19 protein-coding genes are annotated in these 20,263 nt (G+C 57.6%); 6 read left to right on the plus strand and 13 right to left on the minus strand.

Going from position 1 to position 20,263, the window contains the following annotated elements; translation table 11 throughout:
• Positions 1-17 precede the first annotated feature (17 nt).
• From LZG00_01155 to LZG00_01170, 4 genes are all read right to left on the minus strand, one after another.
• Positions 18-2,363 (minus strand): aldehyde dehydrogenase family protein, encoded by a 2,346-nt coding sequence (locus LZG00_01155; protein MCF3592603.1) that lies wholly within the window; start codon positions 2,361-2,363, stop codon positions 18-20.
• Positions 2,364-2,368: 5 nt separating this feature from the next.
• Positions 2,369-3,358, minus strand: coding sequence for a deoxyribose-phosphate aldolase (gene deoC, locus LZG00_01160; GenBank protein MCF3592604.1), 990 nt, complete (start codon positions 3,356-3,358; stop codon positions 2,369-2,371).
• Positions 3,359-3,419: 61 nt separating this feature from the next.
• A complete protein-coding gene (locus LZG00_01165; GenBank protein MCF3592605.1) occupies positions 3,420-3,977 on the minus strand; it encodes a 2-dehydro-3-deoxygalactonokinase in 558 nt (185 codons plus the stop codon).
• Between the two features lie 14 nt (positions 3,978-3,991).
• Complete coding sequence (locus tag LZG00_01170; protein MCF3592606.1) at positions 3,992-4,915, minus strand: DMT family transporter; 924 nt, start codon at positions 4,913-4,915, stop codon at positions 3,992-3,994.
• A gap of 115 nt (positions 4,916-5,030) precedes the next feature.
• Between LZG00_01170 and LZG00_01175 the strand changes: the two genes are divergently transcribed.
• On the plus strand, positions 5,031-6,533 hold the full coding sequence (locus tag LZG00_01175) for a malonyl-CoA synthase (GenBank protein ID MCF3592607.1): 1,503 nt from the start codon (positions 5,031-5,033) through the stop codon (positions 6,531-6,533).
• Positions 6,534-6,680: 147 nt separating this feature from the next.
• Positions 6,681-7,196: a porin family protein gene (locus LZG00_01180; GenBank protein ID MCF3592608.1), complete on the plus strand. Its 516-nt coding sequence runs from the start codon at positions 6,681-6,683 to the stop codon at positions 7,194-7,196.
• Positions 7,197-7,257: 61 nt separating this feature from the next.
• Here the strand turns inward: LZG00_01180 and LZG00_01185 are convergent, their stop codons facing one another.
• Positions 7,258-7,959 (minus strand): response regulator, encoded by a 702-nt coding sequence (locus LZG00_01185; protein ID MCF3592609.1) that lies wholly within the window; start codon positions 7,957-7,959, stop codon positions 7,258-7,260.
• Positions 7,956-8,453 carry a MarR family transcriptional regulator gene (locus LZG00_01190; protein MCF3592610.1) on the minus strand — a complete coding sequence of 166 codons (498 nt, stop codon included), beginning with the start codon at positions 8,451-8,453 and terminating at the stop codon, positions 7,956-7,958. The genes LZG00_01185 and LZG00_01190 overlap by 4 nt, the downstream gene beginning before the upstream one ends.
• Before the next feature lie 169 nt (positions 8,454-8,622).
• Here LZG00_01190 and LZG00_01195 point away from each other — a divergent pair, with 169 nt between their 5' ends.
• Both LZG00_01195 and LZG00_01200 read left to right on the plus strand, forming a co-directional pair.
• Complete coding sequence (locus LZG00_01195) at positions 8,623-9,489, plus strand: branched-chain amino acid aminotransferase (GenBank protein ID MCF3592611.1); 867 nt, start codon at positions 8,623-8,625, stop codon at positions 9,487-9,489.
• A 72-nt stretch (positions 9,490-9,561) separates the two neighbouring features.
• On the plus strand, positions 9,562-9,771 hold the full coding sequence (locus LZG00_01200; protein ID MCF3592612.1) for a hypothetical protein: 210 nt from the start codon (positions 9,562-9,564) through the stop codon (positions 9,769-9,771).
• Positions 9,772-9,936: 165 nt separating this feature from the next.
• Here the strand turns inward: LZG00_01200 and LZG00_01205 are convergent, their stop codons facing one another.
• The 7 genes from LZG00_01205 to LZG00_01235 form a co-directional block, all read right to left on the minus strand.
• On the minus strand, positions 9,937-10,728 hold the full coding sequence (locus LZG00_01205) for an SDR family oxidoreductase (protein MCF3592613.1): 792 nt from the start codon (positions 10,726-10,728) through the stop codon (positions 9,937-9,939).
• Between the two features lie 89 nt (positions 10,729-10,817).
• Positions 10,818-11,702 carry an ABC transporter permease gene (locus LZG00_01210; GenBank protein ID MCF3592614.1) on the minus strand — a complete coding sequence of 295 codons (885 nt, stop codon included), beginning with the start codon at positions 11,700-11,702 and terminating at the stop codon, positions 10,818-10,820.
• Between the two features lie 6 nt (positions 11,703-11,708).
• On the minus strand, positions 11,709-12,992 hold the full coding sequence (locus LZG00_01215; GenBank protein MCF3592615.1) for an ABC transporter permease: 1,284 nt from the start codon (positions 12,990-12,992) through the stop codon (positions 11,709-11,711).
• 106 nt (positions 12,993-13,098) lie between these two features.
• Positions 13,099-14,208, minus strand: coding sequence for an extracellular solute-binding protein (locus LZG00_01220; GenBank protein ID MCF3592616.1), 1,110 nt, complete (start codon positions 14,206-14,208; stop codon positions 13,099-13,101).
• A 121-nt stretch (positions 14,209-14,329) separates the two neighbouring features.
• Positions 14,330-15,430: an ABC transporter ATP-binding protein gene (locus LZG00_01225; GenBank protein ID MCF3592617.1), complete on the minus strand. Its 1,101-nt coding sequence runs from the start codon at positions 15,428-15,430 to the stop codon at positions 14,330-14,332.
• A 232-nt stretch (positions 15,431-15,662) separates the two neighbouring features.
• Positions 15,663-17,060, minus strand: a complete 1,398-nt coding sequence (locus tag LZG00_01230) for an aspartate aminotransferase family protein (GenBank protein MCF3592618.1) — start codon at positions 17,058-17,060, stop codon at positions 15,663-15,665.
• A 96-nt stretch (positions 17,061-17,156) separates the two neighbouring features.
• On the minus strand, positions 17,157-17,849 hold the full coding sequence (locus LZG00_01235) for a GntR family transcriptional regulator (protein MCF3592619.1): 693 nt from the start codon (positions 17,847-17,849) through the stop codon (positions 17,157-17,159).
• A gap of 140 nt (positions 17,850-17,989) precedes the next feature.
• On the opposite strand from LZG00_01235, the gene LZG00_01240 reads away from it, so the two are divergent.
• Positions 17,990-19,075: a polyamine ABC transporter substrate-binding protein gene (locus LZG00_01240; GenBank protein MCF3592620.1), complete on the plus strand. Its 1,086-nt coding sequence runs from the start codon at positions 17,990-17,992 to the stop codon at positions 19,073-19,075.
• A gap of 63 nt (positions 19,076-19,138) precedes the next feature.
• Complete coding sequence (locus LZG00_01245; protein MCF3592621.1) at positions 19,139-20,263, plus strand: ABC transporter ATP-binding protein; 1,125 nt, start codon at positions 19,139-19,141, stop codon at positions 20,261-20,263.

Below are 20,263 nucleotides of genomic sequence, written 5' to 3' on the forward strand. Positions count from 1 at the left end.
AGAGCAGGCACGCGGCCTTACTCGCCATACGGCACCCAGATATTCTTGACCTCGGTCGCCGCGTTGAGAAACGCGCGCCCCTCGCCGTCGTCCCCGGACCAGTCGCGCGCCCGGCCATTGTTCACCCATGTGCGCTTCAGGTTCCCCGCGCTTTCGCGTTCGATCACGCCGGAGAGATCGCTCGACGAAAACGACCAGACCGCATCAACATCCATATGCCCCGCCAATGTCGGCGCAAGATCCTCGTGGCTCCCGGTCAGGATATTGACCACTCCACCCGGCACATCCGACGTGTCGAGCACCTGGTAAAGATCTGTTGCTGCCAGAGGATAAGGCGCCGATGCCACCAAAACCGCGCGGTTGCCCATCGCCATCGCAGGCCCCATGACCGAGATCAGCCCGAGCAGCGGTGCCTCATCGGCGCAAAACGCCCCGATCACCCCCACGGGTTCGCGCATTGCCAAGGCCACTCCGCGGATCGGCACACCATGCACCTGACCGTCAAACTTGTCGGCCCAGGCGGCATAGGTAAACAGCCGCCGCACGCTTGCCTCGACCTCTTTTGCACCCTGCCGCCCGCCGCGCATCGCATCAATCCGCGCCGCAAATTCCTTGGCCCGTGCATCAAGGTTTTCGGCGATGTAATAGAGAATTTGCGCCCGCAAATGTCCCGTGGTCTTACCCCAGGCACCGGCCCCTCGCGCGGCTTCAACCGCATTGCGAATATCCTTGCGGTTGGCAATCGGCACTTGGCCTAACAGCTTGCCATTCTTGCCCCAGACATTGCTGGAATATCCCCCATCGGGGCGCGCCTGCTTGCCGCCGATATAGAGTTTCGCGGTCCGGTCAATCCCCTCAAAATCACCGTTTTTGGCTGGATTAGGCTCGATTTTGGCCAGAACCTTGCTGCGCCCCTTGGGTCGTGTATAGGCGCCAAGGCCTTCCCAACCGCCTTCGCGCCCGAACCCGCTCTCTCTTACCCCGCCAAAGCCTGCGGCTGCATCAAACAGGTTGGTTGAATTGACCCAAACCACCCCGGCGGCCAGCTTTGGCGCGACATCGAGCGCAAGGTTCAAGTTTTCGCTCCAAAGGCTCGCCGCCAAGCCATAGCGGGTGTTATTCGCCATCGCCACGGCCTCGTCCGGCGTGCGGAACGTTGCGGCCACCAACACGGGCCCGAAGATCTCCTCCTGCATCAGCCGGTGCGCAGGTGACAGCCCGGTGATCAGCGTCGGAGGATAAAAGCAGCCCTCTACCGGCGGGTCCATAGGGGTGGCATAGCGCTCACCATCGTCACAGCTCTCGACCATTTCGGTGATCGCCTGCAACTGAACCGGATCAACAATCGCCCCCACATCAATCGACTTGTCCAGCGGGCTGCCAATGCGCAAGCCAGCCATCCGCTTACGCAGCTTGTCGTAAAACCCTTCGGCAATGCCCTCCTGCACCAGCAATCGTGACCCGGCACAGCAAACTTGCCCCTGATTGAACCAGATCGCATCGACCAGCCCCTCGATCGCGCTGTCGATATCGGCATCGTCAAACACGATATACGGGCTCTTCCCGCCCAACTCCAAGGTCAGCGCCTTACCGCTACCCGCTGTGGCCTCTCGTATGCGCCGCCCGACATCGGTGCTTCCGGTAAAGGCGATCTTGTCGATACCTTCGTGGTTCACGATCATCTCGCCCACCGCGCCATCGCCGGTCACGATATTGACCACCCCTTTGGGTAGACCCACCTGACGGCAGATATCGGCAAACAACAGCGCGGTGAGCGAGGTATATTCCGCAGGCTTCAACACCACGGAATTGCCCATCGCCAGCGCCGGTGCGACCTTCCAGGCCAGCATCAAGAGCGGGAAGTTCCACGGGATGATCTGCCCGCACACGCCCAGCGGCTCGGCGTCGGGCAGTTCGCTTTCCATCAGCTGCGCCATCCCGGCATGATAATAGAAATGCCGATGCACCAATGGCACATCGATATCGCGGCTTTCGCGGATCGGTTTGCCGTTATCAAGCGTCTCTAACACGGCGAAAAGCCGCGAATGTTTCTGCAAAGCACGCGCCAGCGCATAGAGATGTTTGGCCCGACCATGCCCACCCAGACGCGCCCATTTCCCCTGCGCCTTGCGCGCTGCGGCAACGGCGGCATCCACATCGGCTTGGGTGGCTTGGGTGAGGGTCGCTAGGGTCTCGCCGTTGGCCGGGTTCTTCGAGAGAAACCCTTCGTCCGGTTCGCTAAACCCACCGTCGATGAAATGACCAAACCGGCTCCCCTGATCAACCAGCCAGGCAAACGCCTCTGCCGCGCCTTCCGGGGCCGGGCCATACTCCATGCTCTCGAAAATCTCTTTCACGCTCATGCGCCTCACCCCATCCCATGCCTGTACGAGGCCGAATACCGGCCCGTCACATGATGCTCCAATTGCCGCTCGATATCACCCAAGAGGCTCGATGCGCCAAAACGGAACAGATCGGGCGAAAGCCACTCATCACCCAACTCTTCCTTGATCAGCGCCAGGTAGACCAAAGCATCCTTGGCCTTGGAGATTCCACCCGCCGGTTTATACCCCACTCGCACGCCAGTTCGGCTGTAATAGTCTCTAATCGCGCGGATCATGACCAATGAGACGGGCAGCGTTGCATTGACAGGTTCCTTGCCGGTCGAGGTCTTGATGAAATCCGCCCCCGCCATCATGCAAACCACACTGGCACGCGCCACATTGCGCAGCGTGCCCAACTCTCCGGTCGCCAAAATCGCCTTCACATGCGCCTCACCACAGGCGGCGCGAAAGGCACGCATCTCGTCGTAAAGGGCCTGCCAATCCCCGGTCAGAACGTGCCGACGCGAAATCACGATATCTATCTCGCGCGCCCCGGCCTTTACGCTTTCTTCAATCTCCGCCACGCGCAAATGAAACGGTGACAACCCCGCAGGAAACCCGGTCGAAACCGCCGCCACGGGAATGCCCGACCCCGTTAGAGCCTCAACCGCAGGCGCGATCATGTCGTGATAGACGCAGACGGCCCCAACGGTCAGCCCCTCCATCCCCAACGCTTCCAACAGATCGGCGCGCACCGGCTGGCGTGCCTTGGCACAGAGCCGCATTACCCGCCCCACGGTGTCATCCCCGGCCAGTGTGGTAAGGTCGATGCAGTTTACCGCCTTGCACAGCCACGCCGCCTGATAATCCTTCTTCACACTGCGCCGCCCCGGCAATGTCGCAGCGCGGCGCTCGATGGCGGAGGTGTTGGCCTGCACCCGCTGCACCCAATCGAGATCGAGCGCCATCCCCTCGTTGCGCAGTTGCACAGTCTGCGGCAACAACACCTCGCGGTCTTTAACCTCGCTTGTCATCTTTTTCCTCCCGATCTCTGTCAGAAGCGTGTCACGCACCACGCCCTGACGCAAGCGGCGCCTAACGCCTCTTGGAGCCCAGCGCCGAGCGCGCTGCATCCTCACAAACCGCGCGCGTGCCACGTGTCACCGGGACGCCCTGCGCTTCCAACACAGTCGCATATGCCAGGGCGGTGTCGTCTTCGCCCAGAACAATCACTTGCTGACCCAGCCAATAAGCCCGCGCCGCGGCCAGCTCGGCACCCATCAAATGCCCCAGAATAGCGTCTCTATTCCGGCCCAACTCGGCGCTTCTGAGTTGTGACGCGATGCGCTCGGGGCGCGCCATGCTGTCTTGCACGGCGCTCATGTCGGGGGTCGCGGCCGGTGTCTGGCGATCGGTGACAAGAGCCGCCGCCAAGCGCAGCGTCAGGAACGATTGAAAGCTTACCACCTCGCCCGCGCTCAGATGCACCCAATGGCTCGGATCGCCGGGCAGACAGATCACCCCGTCCCAGTTGGGCTGTGCCACGGCAACCCCCGCAACAGCCAGCCGCGCCTTTATGCCCAGCTGATCGCGTGGGCTGTCTTGTTCAAGCGGCCCTTCACCCAGCGCTTTTGCAGGTACAGTCTCTGTCATGGTGATTTCTCCGGCTAGCCTTGCGGTGTGATGTTCTTGCGTGCGCGACCCCGTTCCAGCCCAAGCCAGCTTTCGCGCAGGATGATGATGACCCCTGCCAGAATAACCAATCCGGCACCACTCAACATGATCATGGTCGGTACCTCTGCAAACACGAAATACCCGATCAACAGCGCGAGAAGCATTGAGGCATAATCAAACGGCGCCACCACGCTGGCATCGGCGTTGCGATAGGCCGACGTGAGGAAAATCTGTCCAAACCCCCCGATAATCCCGCTCAACACCAAAAGAGCCGCTTCCCAGAGGGTTGGCACAACCCAACCAAACGGCAGCGTAGCCAGCGCCAGAATGCTGGACGTAATTGAAAAATAGAACACGATGGCCGAAGTCTGCTCGGTCGCCACCAGTTTGCGGATGTAGATCTGCGCCAGCGCCGCACAGACCGCCCCCATCAGAACGATCACCGCCCCCATCGCCTGTGCCGTCTGCACCGTTTCGCCCGAAAACGCGCTCAACCGTGGCGACAAGACGATCAGAACCCCACAAAGCCCCAGCGCAACCGCGCTCAACCGCACCACTCCGACGCTCTCATTGAGAAACATCGCGGCAAAGATCACCGTAAGGATCGGCGCGGCAAATCCGATTGCCGTTACCTCGGGCAGAGGCAACAACCCGAGACCGGTAAACATCATGCCCATTGCCGCCGTGCCGACAAATCCTCGCCAGAAATGCCCCATCTTTGATGCCACCTTGAGACCCGTGCGCATATCGCCCCGCATCCAGAGCCACCCCAAAATCACCGGCAGCGCAAAGAACGAGCGAAAGAAAACCGCCTCACCCGGCGGAATATGATCGGCCGTCGCCTTGATCAGCGACGCCATGACGACAAACATCGTCACCGACCCCAATTTGAGAGCAATACCTCTAAGCGGGTTCATGTCGCACCTCTCCTTACCTCCCTTCGGACTAGGGCGGCTTCCTTCAGGGGTCAATCTTTGCTTGAAAATAGCTGTCATGCGTTTGATGAAAGGCGGGAATTCGAAAGGAAGACCAATGTATCGTGACAACCATCTCGCCCACCGCCTTGCCCAGCATCTCCCCGTCCTGCGTGCAAAACCCTTCGCGACGCGCCCGGGGTTGCCCGATGTCGGATATGGCGCACTTTTTGAAGGGGCTGAACGGTTCGCGGCGCGGCTTCTCGACGCCGGGCTCAGGCCGGGTGATCGCGTCGCGGTTCAGGTGGAAAAGTCGATCGAAGCGGTGCAACTCTATATTGGCACGGTGCTGGCGGGCGGAATATTTCTGCCGCTCAATACCGCCTATACCGGCGCCGAGGTGTCTTATTTCCTCACCGATGCCACGCCCGCCGTGGTGGTCTGCGATCCCTCTCGCGAGGCGGAAATCGCGCCACTGATCGGCACCGCCACACTGTTCACGCTAGATGCCGACGGGCAGGGCTGCCTTACCGCCGGTCTGACAGATGCCTCCGGCTTTGTTGCCGTCGCGCGCGGCCCCGATGATCTGGCCGCGATCCTTTATACTTCGGGCACCACGGGCCGCTCCAAGGGTGCGATGCTCAGCCATGCCAATCTTGCCTCCAACTCTGAAACCCTGCGGGACTACTGGCGTTTTACTTCTGACGATGTGCTGATCCACGCGCTGCCGATCTTTCATACGCATGGGCTTTTCGTTGCCACCAATGTTGCGCTTCTGGCGGGTGCGTCTACGGTCTTCCTGCCCGGCTTTAATGCCCCTGCCATTCTTGATGCGATGCCCAAATCAACCGCATTGATGGGCGTGCCCACCTTCTATACCCGCCTGCTGGATGACCCGCGCCTTAATCGCGAAACAGTCTCTAACATGCGGCTTTTCGTGTCTGGCTCTGCCCCATTACTGGTCGACACCCATGAGAAGTGGGAGGCGCGCACCGGTCACCGCATCCTTGAGCGTTACGGCATGACCGAAACCAACATGAGCACTTCCAACCCCTACGATGGCGAACGCCGCGCCGGAACTGTGGGGTTCCCTCTGCCTGGTGTCGAGCTGCGGATCATGGACAACGGCAAAGAGGTTGCGCAGGGCGAAATCGGCACACTCGAAGTGCGCGGTTCAAATGTGTTCAAAGGCTATTGGCAGATGCCCGAAAAGACCGCCGAAGAACTGCGCCCCGATGGCTGGTTCATCACCGGCGATCTGGGCCAGAAAGACGCCGATGGCTATGTTACCATTGTCGGGCGCGATAAGGATCTGATCATCACCGGCGGTTTCAATGTCTACCCGAAAGAGATCGAAAGCCTGATCGACGATATTCCCGGCGTGCTGGAATCCGCCGTGATCGGCGTGCCGCATCCCGACTTCGGCGAGGCTGTTGTCGCCGTGGTGGTCAAAGAGAATGGGGCGCTGACGGAAAACGACATCACCGCCGTCACAGGCAGCAATCTGGCCAAATTCAAACGACCTAAACAGCTGTTCTTCGTGTCCGAACTGCCGCGTAACACCATGGGCAAGGTGCAAAAAAAGGCCCTGCGCGAGGAATATTCGGCGCTTTTCGGCTAATCCTTGCCGTTGCAACCCCCGGTTTGGGCCATTTCATGCCGGCTTTGGCCGAGAATTCGCTTTTTGGTGTCCACACCAGTTGAACAAATCCTGGGCTCACTACGTTTGTAAAGGAGACAGCAAAAAACTCGAACGAAAGGACTTGCCATGAACATTCTGAAAATCAGCGCGTTGGCCCTCGCAACAACCGCCGCCGCAGGCGCGGCCTCGGCCGGAGACTGGACCGGCGGCTATGGCGGTATCGAGCTTGGCTATGGTGATGTAACGGCTAACCCCGGTGCCAGCGGAGACGGCGAACTTTATGGTCTCACTGCCGGTTACGACTATGATTTCGGCAGCTGGGTCGTCGGCGCCGGGATCGACTATGATTGGGCAGACATCACCGTTGGCGGCACCGATATCGATAACATTGCGCGGCTCAAGCTGCGCGCCGGTTATGATACTGGTCCGGGCCTCGTCTATGGCCTCGTTGGTGGCGCGCGTGCCTATACCGCCGCAGGCGATGACAGCGGTTGGCTGGTCGGTGTTGGTTATGAGCACATGATCACCAACAACGTGTCACTGGGTGGTGAACTCAACTATCACCAGTTTGACAACTTCGCAGGAACCGGCAGCGACATCGAAGCGACAACGCTTCAACTGCGCACGACTTTCCGGTTCTGATCGACTGTCGCATCAATTGCGGTGGGTGGGCTTGCCCCGCCCGCCGTCAGCGGCACCGCGCTCAATCCGGCGCCAGCATATAGCCCGCACCGCGCACCGTTTGCAGATAACGCGGCTGTTTCGGGTCGTCCTCGATCTTGCGTCTGAGACGGGTGATCTGAACATCGACGGCGCGTTCCTGCGCCTGCTCGGCATCGCGGCCCAACTCTTCGACCAAGGTGGCGCGGCTTACCGGCTCTCCCGGCATGGCTGCAAAAATCCGCATCAGATCATTTTCCGTCGCAGTCAGCCGCACCAACTCGTCGCCGCGCCAAAGTTCGCCGCGCTCGATATCATAGCGGTGCGGGCCAAGCCGAAGCGATTTGGGGCGAACGTCTGCGGCCTGCACCTCGGGCATCCGGCGCAAGATGGCGTTGATCCTGAGCAATAATTCTTTTGGCTCAAACGGTTTGGCCAGATAGTCATCGGCCCCGGCTTCAAGCCCGGAAATTCTGTCGTTGGTCTCGCTCCGTGCCGTCAGTAGCAGGATCGGCGTTGTCATGGTCTCGCGCAAACTCCGTGTCAGGCTGATCCCGTCCTCGCCTGGCATCATCACGTCGAGCACGATCAGATCAAAATCCAGCCCTTCGAGAAGCCGCCGTGCATGCGCCGCGTCGCGCCCCCCGGTGACAAGAAATCCGTTGCGCTTCAAATATGTCTGAAGCAGCAGGCGGATCCGCTCATCATCGTCGACGATCAACAGGTGTGGTTCAAAATCGTTCATGTTCCACCATCCTTCAGCCCGATGTATTTCCTGCGCATCTCCGGGTCCATCATCGACTCGAGAACCGTGCGAAACCCGGCCACGGCCTCGGGGCCGGCATTGCGATAGGCGGTGCGCATGCGTGCGCGTTGAACCTCTGCAATGCGCCGCTCCAGAGCAACGCCATCCTCGGTCAGATAGAGATTGCGCTCGCGTCGGTCAATCTTGCCCACCTCGCTCTCCACAAGGCCATCTTCCACCAAGGTGCGCAATACACGGTTCAGCGATTGCTTGGTGACCCCGAGGATTTCCAGAAGGTTGTTCACAGTCGTCCCCGGCGCGCGGGCAATAAAGTGAAGCGCCCGGTGATGCGCGCGCCCATAGGCCAGCCCCGAAAGAATACGATCGGGGTCGGCAGTGAATCCGCGATAGGCAAAGAACATCGCCTCAATGCCCTGCCTAAGCTGCTCATCGGTCAGAAAGAGCAGGCTTTCGCTGCTGGTGCTATCGGTCATGCCGCCCTCCGGTTCACATTTCGCCATCTGCTGTTGTTACAATAAGTCAGCTTTGTTGACATTCCAAGACGCAACTGGTAGCGAATCGCAGCTTTTGCGTAACTTTATGTCCGAAGCGGTCGTAACCTGCGCAATAAATGCAAATAGGCAGCCTTGAAGGAGAAAGACAATGGCAGGCTATGATGATCGTGATGGCAAGATCTGGATGGATGGTAAGCTGGTCGACTGGCGTTCCGCCAATGTGCATGTTCTGACACATGCCCTGCATTATGCCTCATCGGTTTTTGAGGGCGAGCGCTGCTACGATGGCAAGATTTTCCTGGGCCGCCAGCACTCTGAACGACTGCACAAGTCGGCTGAATATATGGAAATGGAAATCCCTTATTCGGTTGATGAGATCGAAACCGCCAAGCGCGCTGTGCTTGATGCCAACGGTCTCGACAATGCCTATGTTCGCGCGGTCGCGTGGCGCGGTGCGGGTGAAGACATGGGCGTCAGCTCGTCGCGCAACCCGGTGCGCATGGCCGTCGCCGCCTGGGAATGGGGCAGTTATTATGGTGATGCGAAATTCAAGGGTGCCAAGCTTGACGTGGCCAAGTGGAAACGCCCGTCGCCCGAAACGATCCCGGTTCACGCCAAGGCCGCGGGCCTCTACATGATCTGCACCATGTCGAAACATGCCGCCGAAGCCAAAGGGTGCTCGGATGCGATGTTCCTCGACTATCGCGGTTACGTGGCCGAGGCGACGGGGGCCAACATCTTCTTTGTGAAAGACGGTGAGGTTCACACGCCGCTGCCCGACGCCATCCTCAACGGGCTTACCCGCCAGACGGTGATCGGCATGCTCAAGGAGCGCGACATCAAGGTGCATGAACGCCACATCGAACCGGGAGAACTCGAAGGCATGGAGCAATGCTGGCTCACCGGTTCGGCCGCCGAGGTTACACCGGTCGGGCAGATTGGCGATTGGACTTTTGAAGTCGGTGCGCTGACCCGCGAAATCGCCGAAAGTTACGATAAACTTGTCCGCGAATAATTCTGCCACGATACGGTTGGTTCAGGATTTGGCGCTACCCTCCCAGGCTCGGATGAGTTTTGGAGGGTGGCGATGCAATGTATCGGCGATGAATGCGCAACGCCGAATGATGCTGCGGTCATGCCGCAGGCGCGCGCGCCGCTGATGCGCTCCGTCGCGCTTGGGGCAATCTGTGCCGGGCTTGGCTATTTCGCGGCGCAATCGCGCGCCCCGTCGGCCAGCGGCACGCATCCGGCGGTCATTGCGCCGCCCGCCGTTCTGGTGTCGGACATCGCCGACTGATGCGGCACTTCTGCGGCAAAGTTCCTTTCAACCCGTGACCATCCCGCGCGGTGGATTAACCTAACAAAGGGTTAATCCGCATCCGCGCGCACGGCAGCCGGGAGTCAGCCAGCGGGCAGCCGGGAGTCACCCCCCGGATTTCGTGCTTTTCGCCCCGTTGACCTTTCAAGAGTTTGCGCCTTTATACATCGCCTGAAGCTTCGCCATGCCGCTGATCCAGCGGTCATAGTCGCTGACCTTGTTGTGCATGTATTTCGCGACCAGTTTGTGGGGCAGGACAAGGAACGTCTCATCGCGGATCGCTTGCAGAGTTTCCTCTGCAACCTCTTGAGTCGAAAGGATTCCATCCGCCGTGGCCGGGTTCTCGCCGGTGCCGCGCACCATCTCGGTATCCACCCCCTGCGGGCAGAGCACAGTCACGCGGATGTTGTCATCCTTATGGCCGAATGCCAACGCCTCGGCAAAGCCCACGGCGGCATGTTTGGTCACGCCGTAAGTCGCTGATCCTACTTGATTTAATAGCCCTGCGGCACTGGCGGTATGCATGAAATACCCGCCCCCCCGCGCCTTCATTTTCGGCACCAGATGCCGCGCGGCATGGACATGCGCCATCACGTTTACCGTCCAGGCCCTGTTCCATTCATCAGTGCTGGCGAAGGCTATGTTTTCAAACGACAAATCCTGCCCGTTCAGAATTCCGGCATTGGAGCAGAACAGGTCGATTGGCCCGATTTCGGTTTCGATCTTGTCAATCATCGCCTCGATCTGTGCCTGGTCCGACACATCGCATTGCATTGCCGTGCCGTTAGTAATTTTCGCTGTCTCTTCAATACCTTCGCGCTTGAGATCCACGGCAACGACATGCTTCGCTCCGGCCTTGTGCAGCGCCTCGCAGAGGGCGCGCCCGATGCCCTGCGCAGCGCCTGTCACCACTGCAATTTTACCTTCAATTTCCATGTCTTACCTCCCTCGTGCCCAAACAAAAAAACGCTCCGCCTCTGAATAAAAGGCGAAGCGTCTGAAACGATCAAGCGTTCCGCTGCGTCCTAGGTCGGTCTGATGCCGCGTAACCGTTCCGAGCGACGGCGCAACAACTCCACCGTGGTCAACAGGCAGATCGAAATCACCACAAGGAGCGTCGCCACGGCAAGAATGGTCGGCGAGATTTGCTCGCGAAGGCCGATAAACATCTGCCACGGAAGGGTTTTTTGGCTGGCCGAGCCCACAAAGAGCACCACAACCACCTCGTCGAAAGATGTGATGAATGCGAACAAACCGCCCGAAATTACGCCGGGCAGGATGAGCGGCAGTTGAATCTTGAAGAAGATCGTTACCGGGTTCGCCCCCATATTCGCGCCCGCCCGCGTCAGCGATTGATCGAACCCTACAAGCGTCGCCGTAACTGTGATGATCACAAACGGAATTCCCAACACGGCATGCGCCAGTATCACCTTGAAATAACCGACAAAATTCTTGTCCAGACCCAAGGTGCTCTCCATCCAGTTGCCGATGGAGGAGTAGAAAAAGAACATACCCGTTGCCGAAATAATCAGCGGAACGATCATCGGCGAAATAAGAATTGCCATGATCGTGCGCCGAAACGGCACGTGGCTCTGGCTCAGCCCAATCGCCGCCAGCGTACCCAGCGAAACCGAAATGATGGTCGCGAACGGCGCGATGATCAGCGAGTTCTTGAAGCTACGTTGCCACTCGTTGTTGGTAAAGAAGTCCTGGTAGTGTTTCAGTGAGTAGCCATCAGGATCGAGCCGAAGCATTTCAGGCGTGAAGGTGAAGAAGTTCTCGGCGTTGAAGCTAAGCGGGATCACCACCAGAATCGGCGTGATCAAGAAGATGAAGATCAGCGCACAGATGACCCGGAAACTGTAGTACCAGACCCGCTGGCCCAAGGTGGCGTAGATTGGCAAGCTCATGTCTCGTTACCCCAGTTTCACGTTATCAATGCCGACGATCCGGTCATAACACCAGTAAAGGCCAAGAACGACGATAAGAAGAATAGTGCCCAATGCCGCCGCCAGACCCCAGTTAAGCGAGCTGGAGATGTGATAGGCGATCCGGTTTGAGATGAAGACACCCTTGGTGCCGCCGACGATCTCGGGCGTGATGTAATAGCCGATTGAGAGAATAAAGACGAGAATGCTTCCCGCGCCGATCCCCGGAACGGTTTGGGGGAAATAGACCCGCCAGAACGCGGTCCAATCCGTCGCTCCAAGCGATTTTGCCGCCCGAAGATATGTCGGTGGAATGGTCTGCATGACCGAATACATCGGCAGGATCATGAACGGCAAAAGAATGTGGGTCATCGCGACAATCGTGCCGAACTGGTTGTTGATCATCACCAGCCTGTTTTCATCGGCCACAAGGCCAATCCAGACCAGCACATCGTTGATCACGCCCTGTTGCTGCAACATGACCTTCCAGGCCGAGGTTCTGACCAGCAGGGACGTCCAGAAGGGCAATAGCACAAGGATCAGCAGGAGGTTCGAAGTTCGCGTTGGCAAGTTTGCAAGCAGCCATGCCACGGGATAGGCGAGGAGGATACAAGAAAAGGTAATCAGCAGAGACATCCAGAGCGTTCGTCCGAACAGCGTCAGCAAAATCTGTTTGCTTTCTGGTTGCCATGCCGCCCCTTCAGGCGTTTTCTGCATATCAACGGCATTGAGGAAATAGCCGCTTGTGGTGCGCCCTGAATGCGTTTTGATCGTGGCCCAGGTTTCGACCTCACCCCAGTTCTTGTCGATGTCTATCAGCGCTTCCTTGAACGGGCCGTCTGTCTCAATGTTCAGCTTTTCGATCTGTCGCCCCGACCTGCGAAACAGGGAGGACATGCCGGTTTTTTCATAGTTTAGCCGCGAGCCAAGCCGGGTGTGGTTCTTGGCTTCGACAGCAATCAACATGTCGCGTATAAAGGCTTCATAAACAGTTTCTGATGGCAATTCGTCACTCGTAGCGTCCCAGCTCTTTAATTCTGCTACGGTCAGAGGAAGCGTGTCAGCGACAATATCATTTTCTACCGAGCGATAGAGCATCTGCCCGATTGGTGTGACAAAGCTGATGAGCACAAAGGCCAACAACGGCGCGATCAGCAAAAGCGCCCGCGTCTTTTGCATCCTTAGCGAACGGGCAAGGCTGCGTTTGAGAGGCGTGCCGTCGGCTGCAAGCACCGGACCGCTGGCTGTGGTTGGATCAGTCGTGTCGCTCATGTCAATCCTGTCGGTCTTGTTTGGGAGCCACTCTGGCCGTGCTGGCCCGGGTTCCTCAGAAACGGCAGGGGCAACCGTGTCGCCCCTGCCAATGGTCTAGCCGTGATTATTTGGCCAACCAGGCTTGGAACTTGGCGTCGATATCATCACGATAGTCAGCCCAGAACTCGTAGTTATAGAGGAACGTGTTCTTGGCATTGTTCGGATCTGTCGGCATGTGTGGCGCCATTTCGATACCGAGATCAATGTGCTTGCCAACAAGCGGTGCCGAAGACTTGCGTGCCGGACCATACGAGATGTATTTCGCTTGATCTGCCAGACGCTGCGTATCGGTCGAGATGCGGACAAAATCCTTCACCCGCGCCAGACGCTCGTCGCTGAGGCCGGCCGGGATAATCCAGCCATCCAGATCAAAGACCTGCGCATCCCAGAGCATTGCAACCGGTTGCTTTTGCTCTTCAATCACGCTGAACAAACGACCGTTATAGGTCGAACCCATGACAATCTCGCCATCGGCGAGAAGTTGCGGAGTGTCGGCGCCGGCCGACCACCAGACAACGCTGTCCTTGATGGTGTCGAGCTTGGCCAGTGCCTTGTCCTGACCTTCTGGGGTGCTCAGAACATCATAGACTTCGTCTTTCGACACGCCGTCACACAGAAGCGCCCATTCCATGTTGTTGATCGGGCGTTTCTCCAGGCTGCGTTTGCCGGGATAGGCCTCGAGGTCGAACACATCGCAGATATCATCGGGAGGTGTGTCGCCGACGAGGTCAGTGCGGTAGCCGAAAGTTGTCGAATACACGATCTGAGGGATGAAGCAATCGGACACAAGCAGATCGCCGAAATCCTCGGATGCGGGCGTTCCGTCATCACCGGGTGCGAGAAGCTCGTCCGCCTCAAATTCCATCGCGAGGCCTTCGTCGCACAGACGAATGGCGTCAGCAGCCACAACATCCACCAGATCCCAAGTGATGTTGCCAGCTTCGTTTTGAGCGCGCAGCTTGGCAACGGCCTCGTTGCTGCTCTCATCCCAATTGATCGTCACGCCTGCGTTGTTTTCCATATAAGGAACGGCATAGGCGTTGACTTGGGATTTTTGGTAAGCGCCGCCCCAAGAAACGATCGTCATGTCGCTGGCCATTTCGCCGTCTGCTTGGGCCATGCCAGCCGCAACCAGGATAGCCATGGTTGACGCTAGTGTTCTCTTCAGTGTCATTTAGTAAACTCCCTAGGTGTGCCCGAGTTTGGTCACGAGACCCCTGCCACGGGCAGAGCGTCAGGGTCTCTTTTGGCATCGCTCCCATCGGGGATGCGAAGTTCAAGGCTCCTCAAATTGTCTATGCGTCGAGCGCTCGACAATCCTGAGGCAGCCAGCCAATTTCGATTTGTTGGCCCGGCTTCAGTCGGACCTGATCGGGTGCATTTCGCGTTTTGACAACGAATTCATCATTGCCTGCGACCCGAAGGCGGGTACGGAAGATGTCACCCATATAGATAAATTCCAGAACTTCAGCCTTCAGCGTATGAACACCTTCCTGCAAGCGTTCCTTGTTATATTCAACGCGCTCGGGGCGGATGGAAACGCGGGTGCGCTCGCCTGGTTTGCTCACGTTTATCGGTTTGCAATCAATCAATTCACCATCGTCGAGTTGAACAACGGCGTGATCGCCCTTGATTTCCTTAACGGTGCCTTCAAGCGTGTTGTTTTCGCCGATGAACTGGGCCACGAAGCTGTTTTTCGGTTCTTCATACAGGGTATCGGGCGGGTCAAGTTGTTGGATACGACCATCATCAAACACGGCAACGCGGTCCGACATGGTCAGCGCTTCGGTCTGGTCATGGGTCACATAGACCGTGGTGATGCCCAGATTGTGCGCAAGGTGTGTAATCTCAAACTGCATTTTCTCGCGCAATTGCTTGTCGAGCGCGCCGAGCGGTTCGTCCATCAATACAAGCTCGGGCTCAAACACCAAGGCGCGGGCCAGCGCAACGCGTTGTTGTTGCCCGCCAGATAGCTGAGCAGGGCGGCGCGCTCCGAAATCGCCCATCTCGACCATATCCAGAGCGCGGCGGATCTTGGCCTCGCGATCGGATTTGCCGATCTTGCGGACTTCCAATGGGAACGAGAGGTTTTCCTCGATCGTCATATGCGGGAATAGCGCGTAATTCTGAAACACCATGCCGATGCCACGTTTGTGCGGCGGGATGTTGTTGATCGGTTGCCCGTCCAGCTTGATCTCGCCGTGTGTGGCGGTTTCAAATCCTGCCAGCATCATCAGGCAGGTCGTCTTGCCCGACCCTGATGGCCCCAACATGGTTAGAAATTCACCTTTCGGCATGGTCAGATTAAGGTCTTTGACGACAAGCGTTTCACCGTCATAGCTTTTTTGCACGCGTTCGAACTCTACGAACACGTTCGTATTCTGCGAAGTGGCCAAGTTTGGCTCCCTGTCAGTTTCTTGTACGGGCTCATGCCCTTTTTCTTAGCTCCCAACTAAAACCGCTGTGAGCTTGGGTTGCAACCAGTTTGCGACACTGAAGGGCTAAAACCGACAAAAGAAATGGAATTGAGCGTTGCAAAGCTATCTTATCAAGCAAATGCAACACCCCGCGAGCGCCGAAATCCTCTGCGAGTTGGAAGGCCCGTCGTGGAATCACCTCTGCAGCGCGTCAGTTGGCAGCCTGCATCATTCCGTCCTTCTTCAGCGATGCGTGACATTCATCCAGCGATTTCAAAGCCCGTTCGATCAACGTGTCGATTTCTGGCTTTGAGATAACCAGCGGTGGAGAAATTACCATTCTGTCGCCGACGTGGCGCATTACCAGGTTGTTGGCAAAGCATCTTTCCCGACAGACCAACCCGACTGTTCCGGTCTCCGAGGCAAAAGCAGCCCGGCTTTTCTTGTGCGGTGTCAACGCGATAGAACCCATCATGCCGATGATTCTCGCCTCACCCACCAATGGATGATCCACGAGGCTTTCCCATTTTTCCTTCAGATATGGCGCCGTGTCTGAGGCAACCTTTTCAATGATGCGTTCTTCTTCAAGAATTCGCAGATTTTCGAGCGCAACCGCAGCGGCAACGGGGTGACCGGAATAGGTATAGCCGTGGTTGAATTCACAGGCGTTGATAACCTCTGCTACGCTGTCTGACACGATTGAAGCGGCAATTGGCGCATAGCCCGAGCTCAATCCCTTGGCGACGGTCATGATGTCGGGGCGGATGCCAAGTGTCTGGCTGCCGAACCAACTACCGGTGCGTCCAAACCCACAGATGACTTCATCGGCAATGAGCAGGATTTCATACTTATCGCAGATACGCTGGATTTCCGGCCAATAGGTTTCGGGCGGGATAATTACTCCGCCAGCCCCTTGAACCGGCTCCGCAATAAACGCCGCGACCTTGTCTTCGCCCAGATCAAGGATCGCCTCTTCTAGCGCTTGTGCGCGGGCCAGGCCGAACGCATCGGGGGTCATGTCACCGCCTTCCGCCCACCAATGCGGTTGGTCGATGTGATGGATGTTGGGTATTGGCAATCCGCCTTGCGCCAACATTGCCGACATCCCGCCGAGTGAAGCGCCGCCAACAGTTGACCCGTGATAAGCGTTTTTGCGGGAGATAACGATCTGTTTTTCTGGTTTACCCAATTCGGCCCAGTAAGTACGCACCAGTCGAATATTGGTATCATTCGCCTCGGACCCGGACCCGCCAAAGAAAACATGGTTCAGATTGCCAGGCGCAAGCTCGGCCAGTTTTTGCGAAAGTGCGATGACCGGCACATGGGTCGTTTGGAAAAACGTGTTGTAATAGGGCAGTTCGCGCATCTGCCGCGCGGCGGCCTCGGCCAGTTCATCCCGGCCATAGCCAATGTTGACGCACCAAAGTCCGGCCATGGCATCGAGCATCTCATTGCCGTCGCTATCGGTCAGCATCACACCATTGGCGCGGGTGATGACGCGCACGCCCTTCTTCGTCAGATCATTTCCGGTGGTGAACGGGTGCATGTGATGTGCGGCGTCGAGCGCCTGAAGCTCTGCGGTGGGCATGTGATTGGTGATGGTTGCCATTTTGGGCCTCGCAACTTGGAATGCATTTCTAAACGGAAGTTACCGCCAGAATATGATCAAATTTTGGAGTGTCAATCGAATCAGGTAAGCCCGGGGTCAAGCGATCAGCGCGCTGCGCACCTGTTCGATACCCTGGATAACGTCTTTGCGCATCGCCTCGGCGGCGGCTTCGGCATTGCCTGATTGCATCGCCCTCAGAGCTTCTTTGTGTTGGTCGGGGAGGTTCTGGGTTCCTAACCTGCCGCACACCACCCGCAGGGAGGGGCCAAACCGAAGCCAGAGACCATCAGCCATAGCCCGAAGAATAGGGGCGTCTGCCATGTCATAGATTTCGGAATGAAAACGATAGTTCAGCTCAAGATATGCACGCACGTCACCTTGCAAGATAGCGATATCGAGTTGGGTATCAATTTCGACAAGGCGTTTGCGGTCTCGGGCATTGGCGCGTTCGGCCGCGCGCAAGGATAATTGGGGTTCAATTGCCTGACGTGCATAAACTAATTCATCAATATTTCCCGCCGACAGTTGCGGAACGCTTACCCGTCTATTGCCCTGAAATTCGAGCGCACCTTCAGCTGTCAGGCGCCGGATTGCTTCGCGTACGGGGGTCATCCCAGCGTCCAGCATTTCGACCAGCCCCTGTATGGTTACAGCCTGGCCCGGAGCAAGTTCGCCAAACAGGATTGCCTCACGCAACTTCCGATAAACAGTCTCATGTGCCGGAGGAGGAGCCGTGGCGCGTTTGTCCGAAACAAGAGACTGATCAGCCGATGCCTGAAATTTGGTCATATGCATAGTTCCGACTGCACGGTTTTTCACTTTGTGGCAAGCTTACAGCCGGGTGATTTAAAATGCCATGTTGCATTCGCTGAAAAAATTGATCAAATTTCTACGTAAGAGGCAATCGACCTCATGATAGGGAGACTACTATGACCACAAAACTGCTCGCAGCTGCGACAGCTTTCGCGTTCGTCGCCGGAATGGCGGGGGCCGAAGAGGTGCGCGTCTACAATTGGTCGGACTATATCGACGAAGATCTCTTGGCGAAGTTCGAAGAAGAAACAGGCATCGACCTGATTTACGATGTGTTTGACAGCAACGAAGTGCTGGAAACGAAAATGCTGGCCGGCGGGTCGGGGTATGACGTGGTTGTGCCGTCCGGCACGTTCCTGCAAAGGCAAATCTCGGCCGGCGCGTTCCAGAAGCTCGACCGCTCGAAGCTTACCAACACCGACAACCTGTGGGACGTGATTGAGCAGCGCACGGCGCAATACGATCCGGACAACGCATATTCGATCAACTATATGTGGGGTACAACCGGGCTTGGCGTGAATGTCGGCAAGGTTGCCGAAGTGCTGGGTGAAGACGCCCCGATTGACAGCCTCGCCCTGATTTTTGATCCTGCCAACATGGAAAAACTGGCCAGCTGTGGCGTGCATTTTCTTGACGCGCCGGTCGAGATGATCCCGGCGGCTCTGTCTTATATCGGCGAAAACCCCGACAGCCATGACCCGGATGTGATCGCCAAGGCCGAACCGGTCCTGTCGGCAGTGGCACCCCATGTTCAGAAATTCCACAGCTCGGAATACATCAATGCGCTGGCTAACGGCGACATCTGTGTCGCATTCGGCTGGTCGGGTGATATCCTTCAGGCACGTGACCGCGCAGACGAAGCCGATAATGGTGTCGAAATCGCCTATAACGCGGTCAAGGAAGGGTCGCTGATGTGGTTCGATCAGATGGCGATTCCGATTGACGCGCCCAACCCGGATGGCGCGCACAAGTTCCTCAACTTCATCATGGACGCGCAGAACATGGCGGCGGCCTCGAACTATGTCTATTACGCCAACGGTAACAAGGCGAGCCAGGAGTTCCTGGAGGAGGACGTAATCGGCGATCCGGCGATCTATCCGAGCGATGAAGCGATGCAAAAGCTCTATACGACGACGCCCTATCCGGCCAAGGTCCAGCGGGTTGTCACCCGGATGTGGACCAAGATCAAATCGGGCACCTGAACCCGCAACCCAAGGCCCGACCTGATACGTCAGGATCGGGCCTTATCCTTCGGAGAGTGCTTGATGACGCAAACGGTGTTTGCACCGTGGAATGATCCGAACGAAAAGCCGCTGATCCAGTTCAAGGGCGTGACCAAACGCTTTGGCGATTTTACGGCAATCGACGATCTGACCATTGATATTTTCGCACAGGAGTTCTTTGCGCTGTTGGGCCCCTCCGGCTGTGGCAAGACGACGTTGATGCGAATGCTGGCCGGGTTCGAGGCGCCGAGCGAGGGCACGATCCTTCTGTCGGGTCAGGATATTGCGCCCATCCCCCCCAACAAGCGTGCGGTGAACATGATGTTTCAGTCCTATGCGCTGTTTCCGCATCTGAACGTCTGGGAGAACATCGCCTTTGGTCTGAAGCGGGCGAAGATGCCCAAGCCCGAGCTTGAAGTGCGAGTGAAGGAAATGCTCAAGCTTACCCGGCTGGAAAAATTTGCCAAACGCAAACCACACCAGATTTCCGGTGGACAGCGGCAGCGTGTGGCCTTGGCGCGTAGTTTGGCCAAGGCGCCCAAGCTTTTGCTGCTTGATGAGCCTCTGGGCGCGCTCGACAAGAAGTTGAGGCAAGAGACCCAGTTTGAACTGATGGACATTCAGGAGAAGACGGGCACTACTTTTGTAATCGTGACCCATGACCAAGAGGAAGCGATGACCGTGGCCAGCCGCGTGGCGGTGATGGAAGAAGGGCGCATCGTTCAGGCGGCAACTCCTGCGGAGATTTACGAAGCGCCAAATTCTGTCTACGTGGCGGATTTCATCGGAGATGTGAATATCATCGAGGGAAATGCGCGCAGGTCTGGCGATGGGTATGACATCGACTTTGCCGAGGGGCAGCCAACGCTTCATGCCAAGACTTCAAATGATCTCGGGGCAGAGGCGCGATGCAATCTGGCGATCCGGCCTGAAAAAGTCTCGATCTCGGGGGAGCATCCACAGGGCGAGCCTAATGTCGTGGCCGGTGTGATTCACGACATTGCTTATCTAGGCAACCTGTCGACATATCACGTGCGTCTGGCCAACGGGCAGATCATTAAGGCGCAAGAGGCCAATACGCGGCGGTTGTCGCGGCGGCAATTCACCTGGGAAGACAAAGTCTGGCTGAGCTGGACCGATACCGCAGCCGTTGTGCTGGGGGGCTGA

This window comes from Rhodobacteraceae bacterium LMO-JJ12 (genome assembly GCA_021555075.1).
Taxonomy (GTDB): Bacteria; Pseudomonadota; Alphaproteobacteria; order Rhodobacterales; family Rhodobacteraceae; genus JAKGBX01.

What these genes read in the sequence shown, in the direction of transcription:
- LZG00_01205 (MCF3592613.1), bottom strand. Translation starts at nt 10,728, where the DNA reads ATGGAAATTGAAGGTAAAATTGCAGTGGTGACAGGCGCTGCGCAGGGC.
- LZG00_01185 (MCF3592609.1), bottom strand. Translation starts at nt 7,959, where the DNA reads ATGAACGATTTTGAACCACACCTGTTGATCGTCGACGATGATGAGCGG.
- LZG00_01180 (MCF3592608.1), top strand. Translation starts at nt 6,681, where the DNA reads ATGAACATTCTGAAAATCAGCGCGTTGGCCCTCGCAACAACCGCCGCC.
- LZG00_01190 (MCF3592610.1), bottom strand. Translation starts at nt 8,453, where the DNA reads ATGACCGATAGCACCAGCAGCGAAAGCCTGCTCTTTCTGACCGATGAG.
- LZG00_01200 (MCF3592612.1), top strand. Translation starts at nt 9,562, where the DNA reads ATGCAATGTATCGGCGATGAATGCGCAACGCCGAATGATGCTGCGGTC.
- LZG00_01230 (MCF3592618.1), bottom strand. Translation starts at nt 17,060, where the DNA reads ATGGCAACCATCACCAATCACATGCCCACCGCAGAGCTTCAGGCGCTC.
- LZG00_01155 (MCF3592603.1), bottom strand. Translation starts at nt 2,363, where the DNA reads ATGAGCGTGAAAGAGATTTTCGAGAGCATGGAGTATGGCCCGGCCCCG.
- LZG00_01245 (MCF3592621.1), top strand. Translation starts at nt 19,139, where the DNA reads ATGACGCAAACGGTGTTTGCACCGTGGAATGATCCGAACGAAAAGCCG.
- LZG00_01175 (MCF3592607.1), top strand. Translation starts at nt 5,031, where the DNA reads ATGTATCGTGACAACCATCTCGCCCACCGCCTTGCCCAGCATCTCCCC.
- LZG00_01165 (MCF3592605.1), bottom strand. Translation starts at nt 3,977, where the DNA reads ATGACAGAGACTGTACCTGCAAAAGCGCTGGGTGAAGGGCCGCTTGAA.
- LZG00_01240 (MCF3592620.1), top strand. Translation starts at nt 17,990, where the DNA reads ATGACCACAAAACTGCTCGCAGCTGCGACAGCTTTCGCGTTCGTCGCC.
- LZG00_01220 (MCF3592616.1), bottom strand. Translation starts at nt 14,208, where the DNA reads ATGACACTGAAGAGAACACTAGCGTCAACCATGGCTATCCTGGTTGCG.
- LZG00_01235 (MCF3592619.1), bottom strand. Translation starts at nt 17,849, where the DNA reads ATGACCAAATTTCAGGCATCGGCTGATCAGTCTCTTGTTTCGGACAAA.
- LZG00_01170 (MCF3592606.1), bottom strand. Translation starts at nt 4,915, where the DNA reads ATGAACCCGCTTAGAGGTATTGCTCTCAAATTGGGGTCGGTGACGATG.
- LZG00_01195 (MCF3592611.1), top strand. Translation starts at nt 8,623, where the DNA reads ATGGCAGGCTATGATGATCGTGATGGCAAGATCTGGATGGATGGTAAG.
- LZG00_01215 (MCF3592615.1), bottom strand. Translation starts at nt 12,992, where the DNA reads ATGAGCGACACGACTGATCCAACCACAGCCAGCGGTCCGGTGCTTGCA.
- deoC (MCF3592604.1), bottom strand. Translation starts at nt 3,358, where the DNA reads ATGACAAGCGAGGTTAAAGACCGCGAGGTGTTGTTGCCGCAGACTGTG.
- LZG00_01210 (MCF3592614.1), bottom strand. Translation starts at nt 11,702, where the DNA reads ATGAGCTTGCCAATCTACGCCACCTTGGGCCAGCGGGTCTGGTACTAC.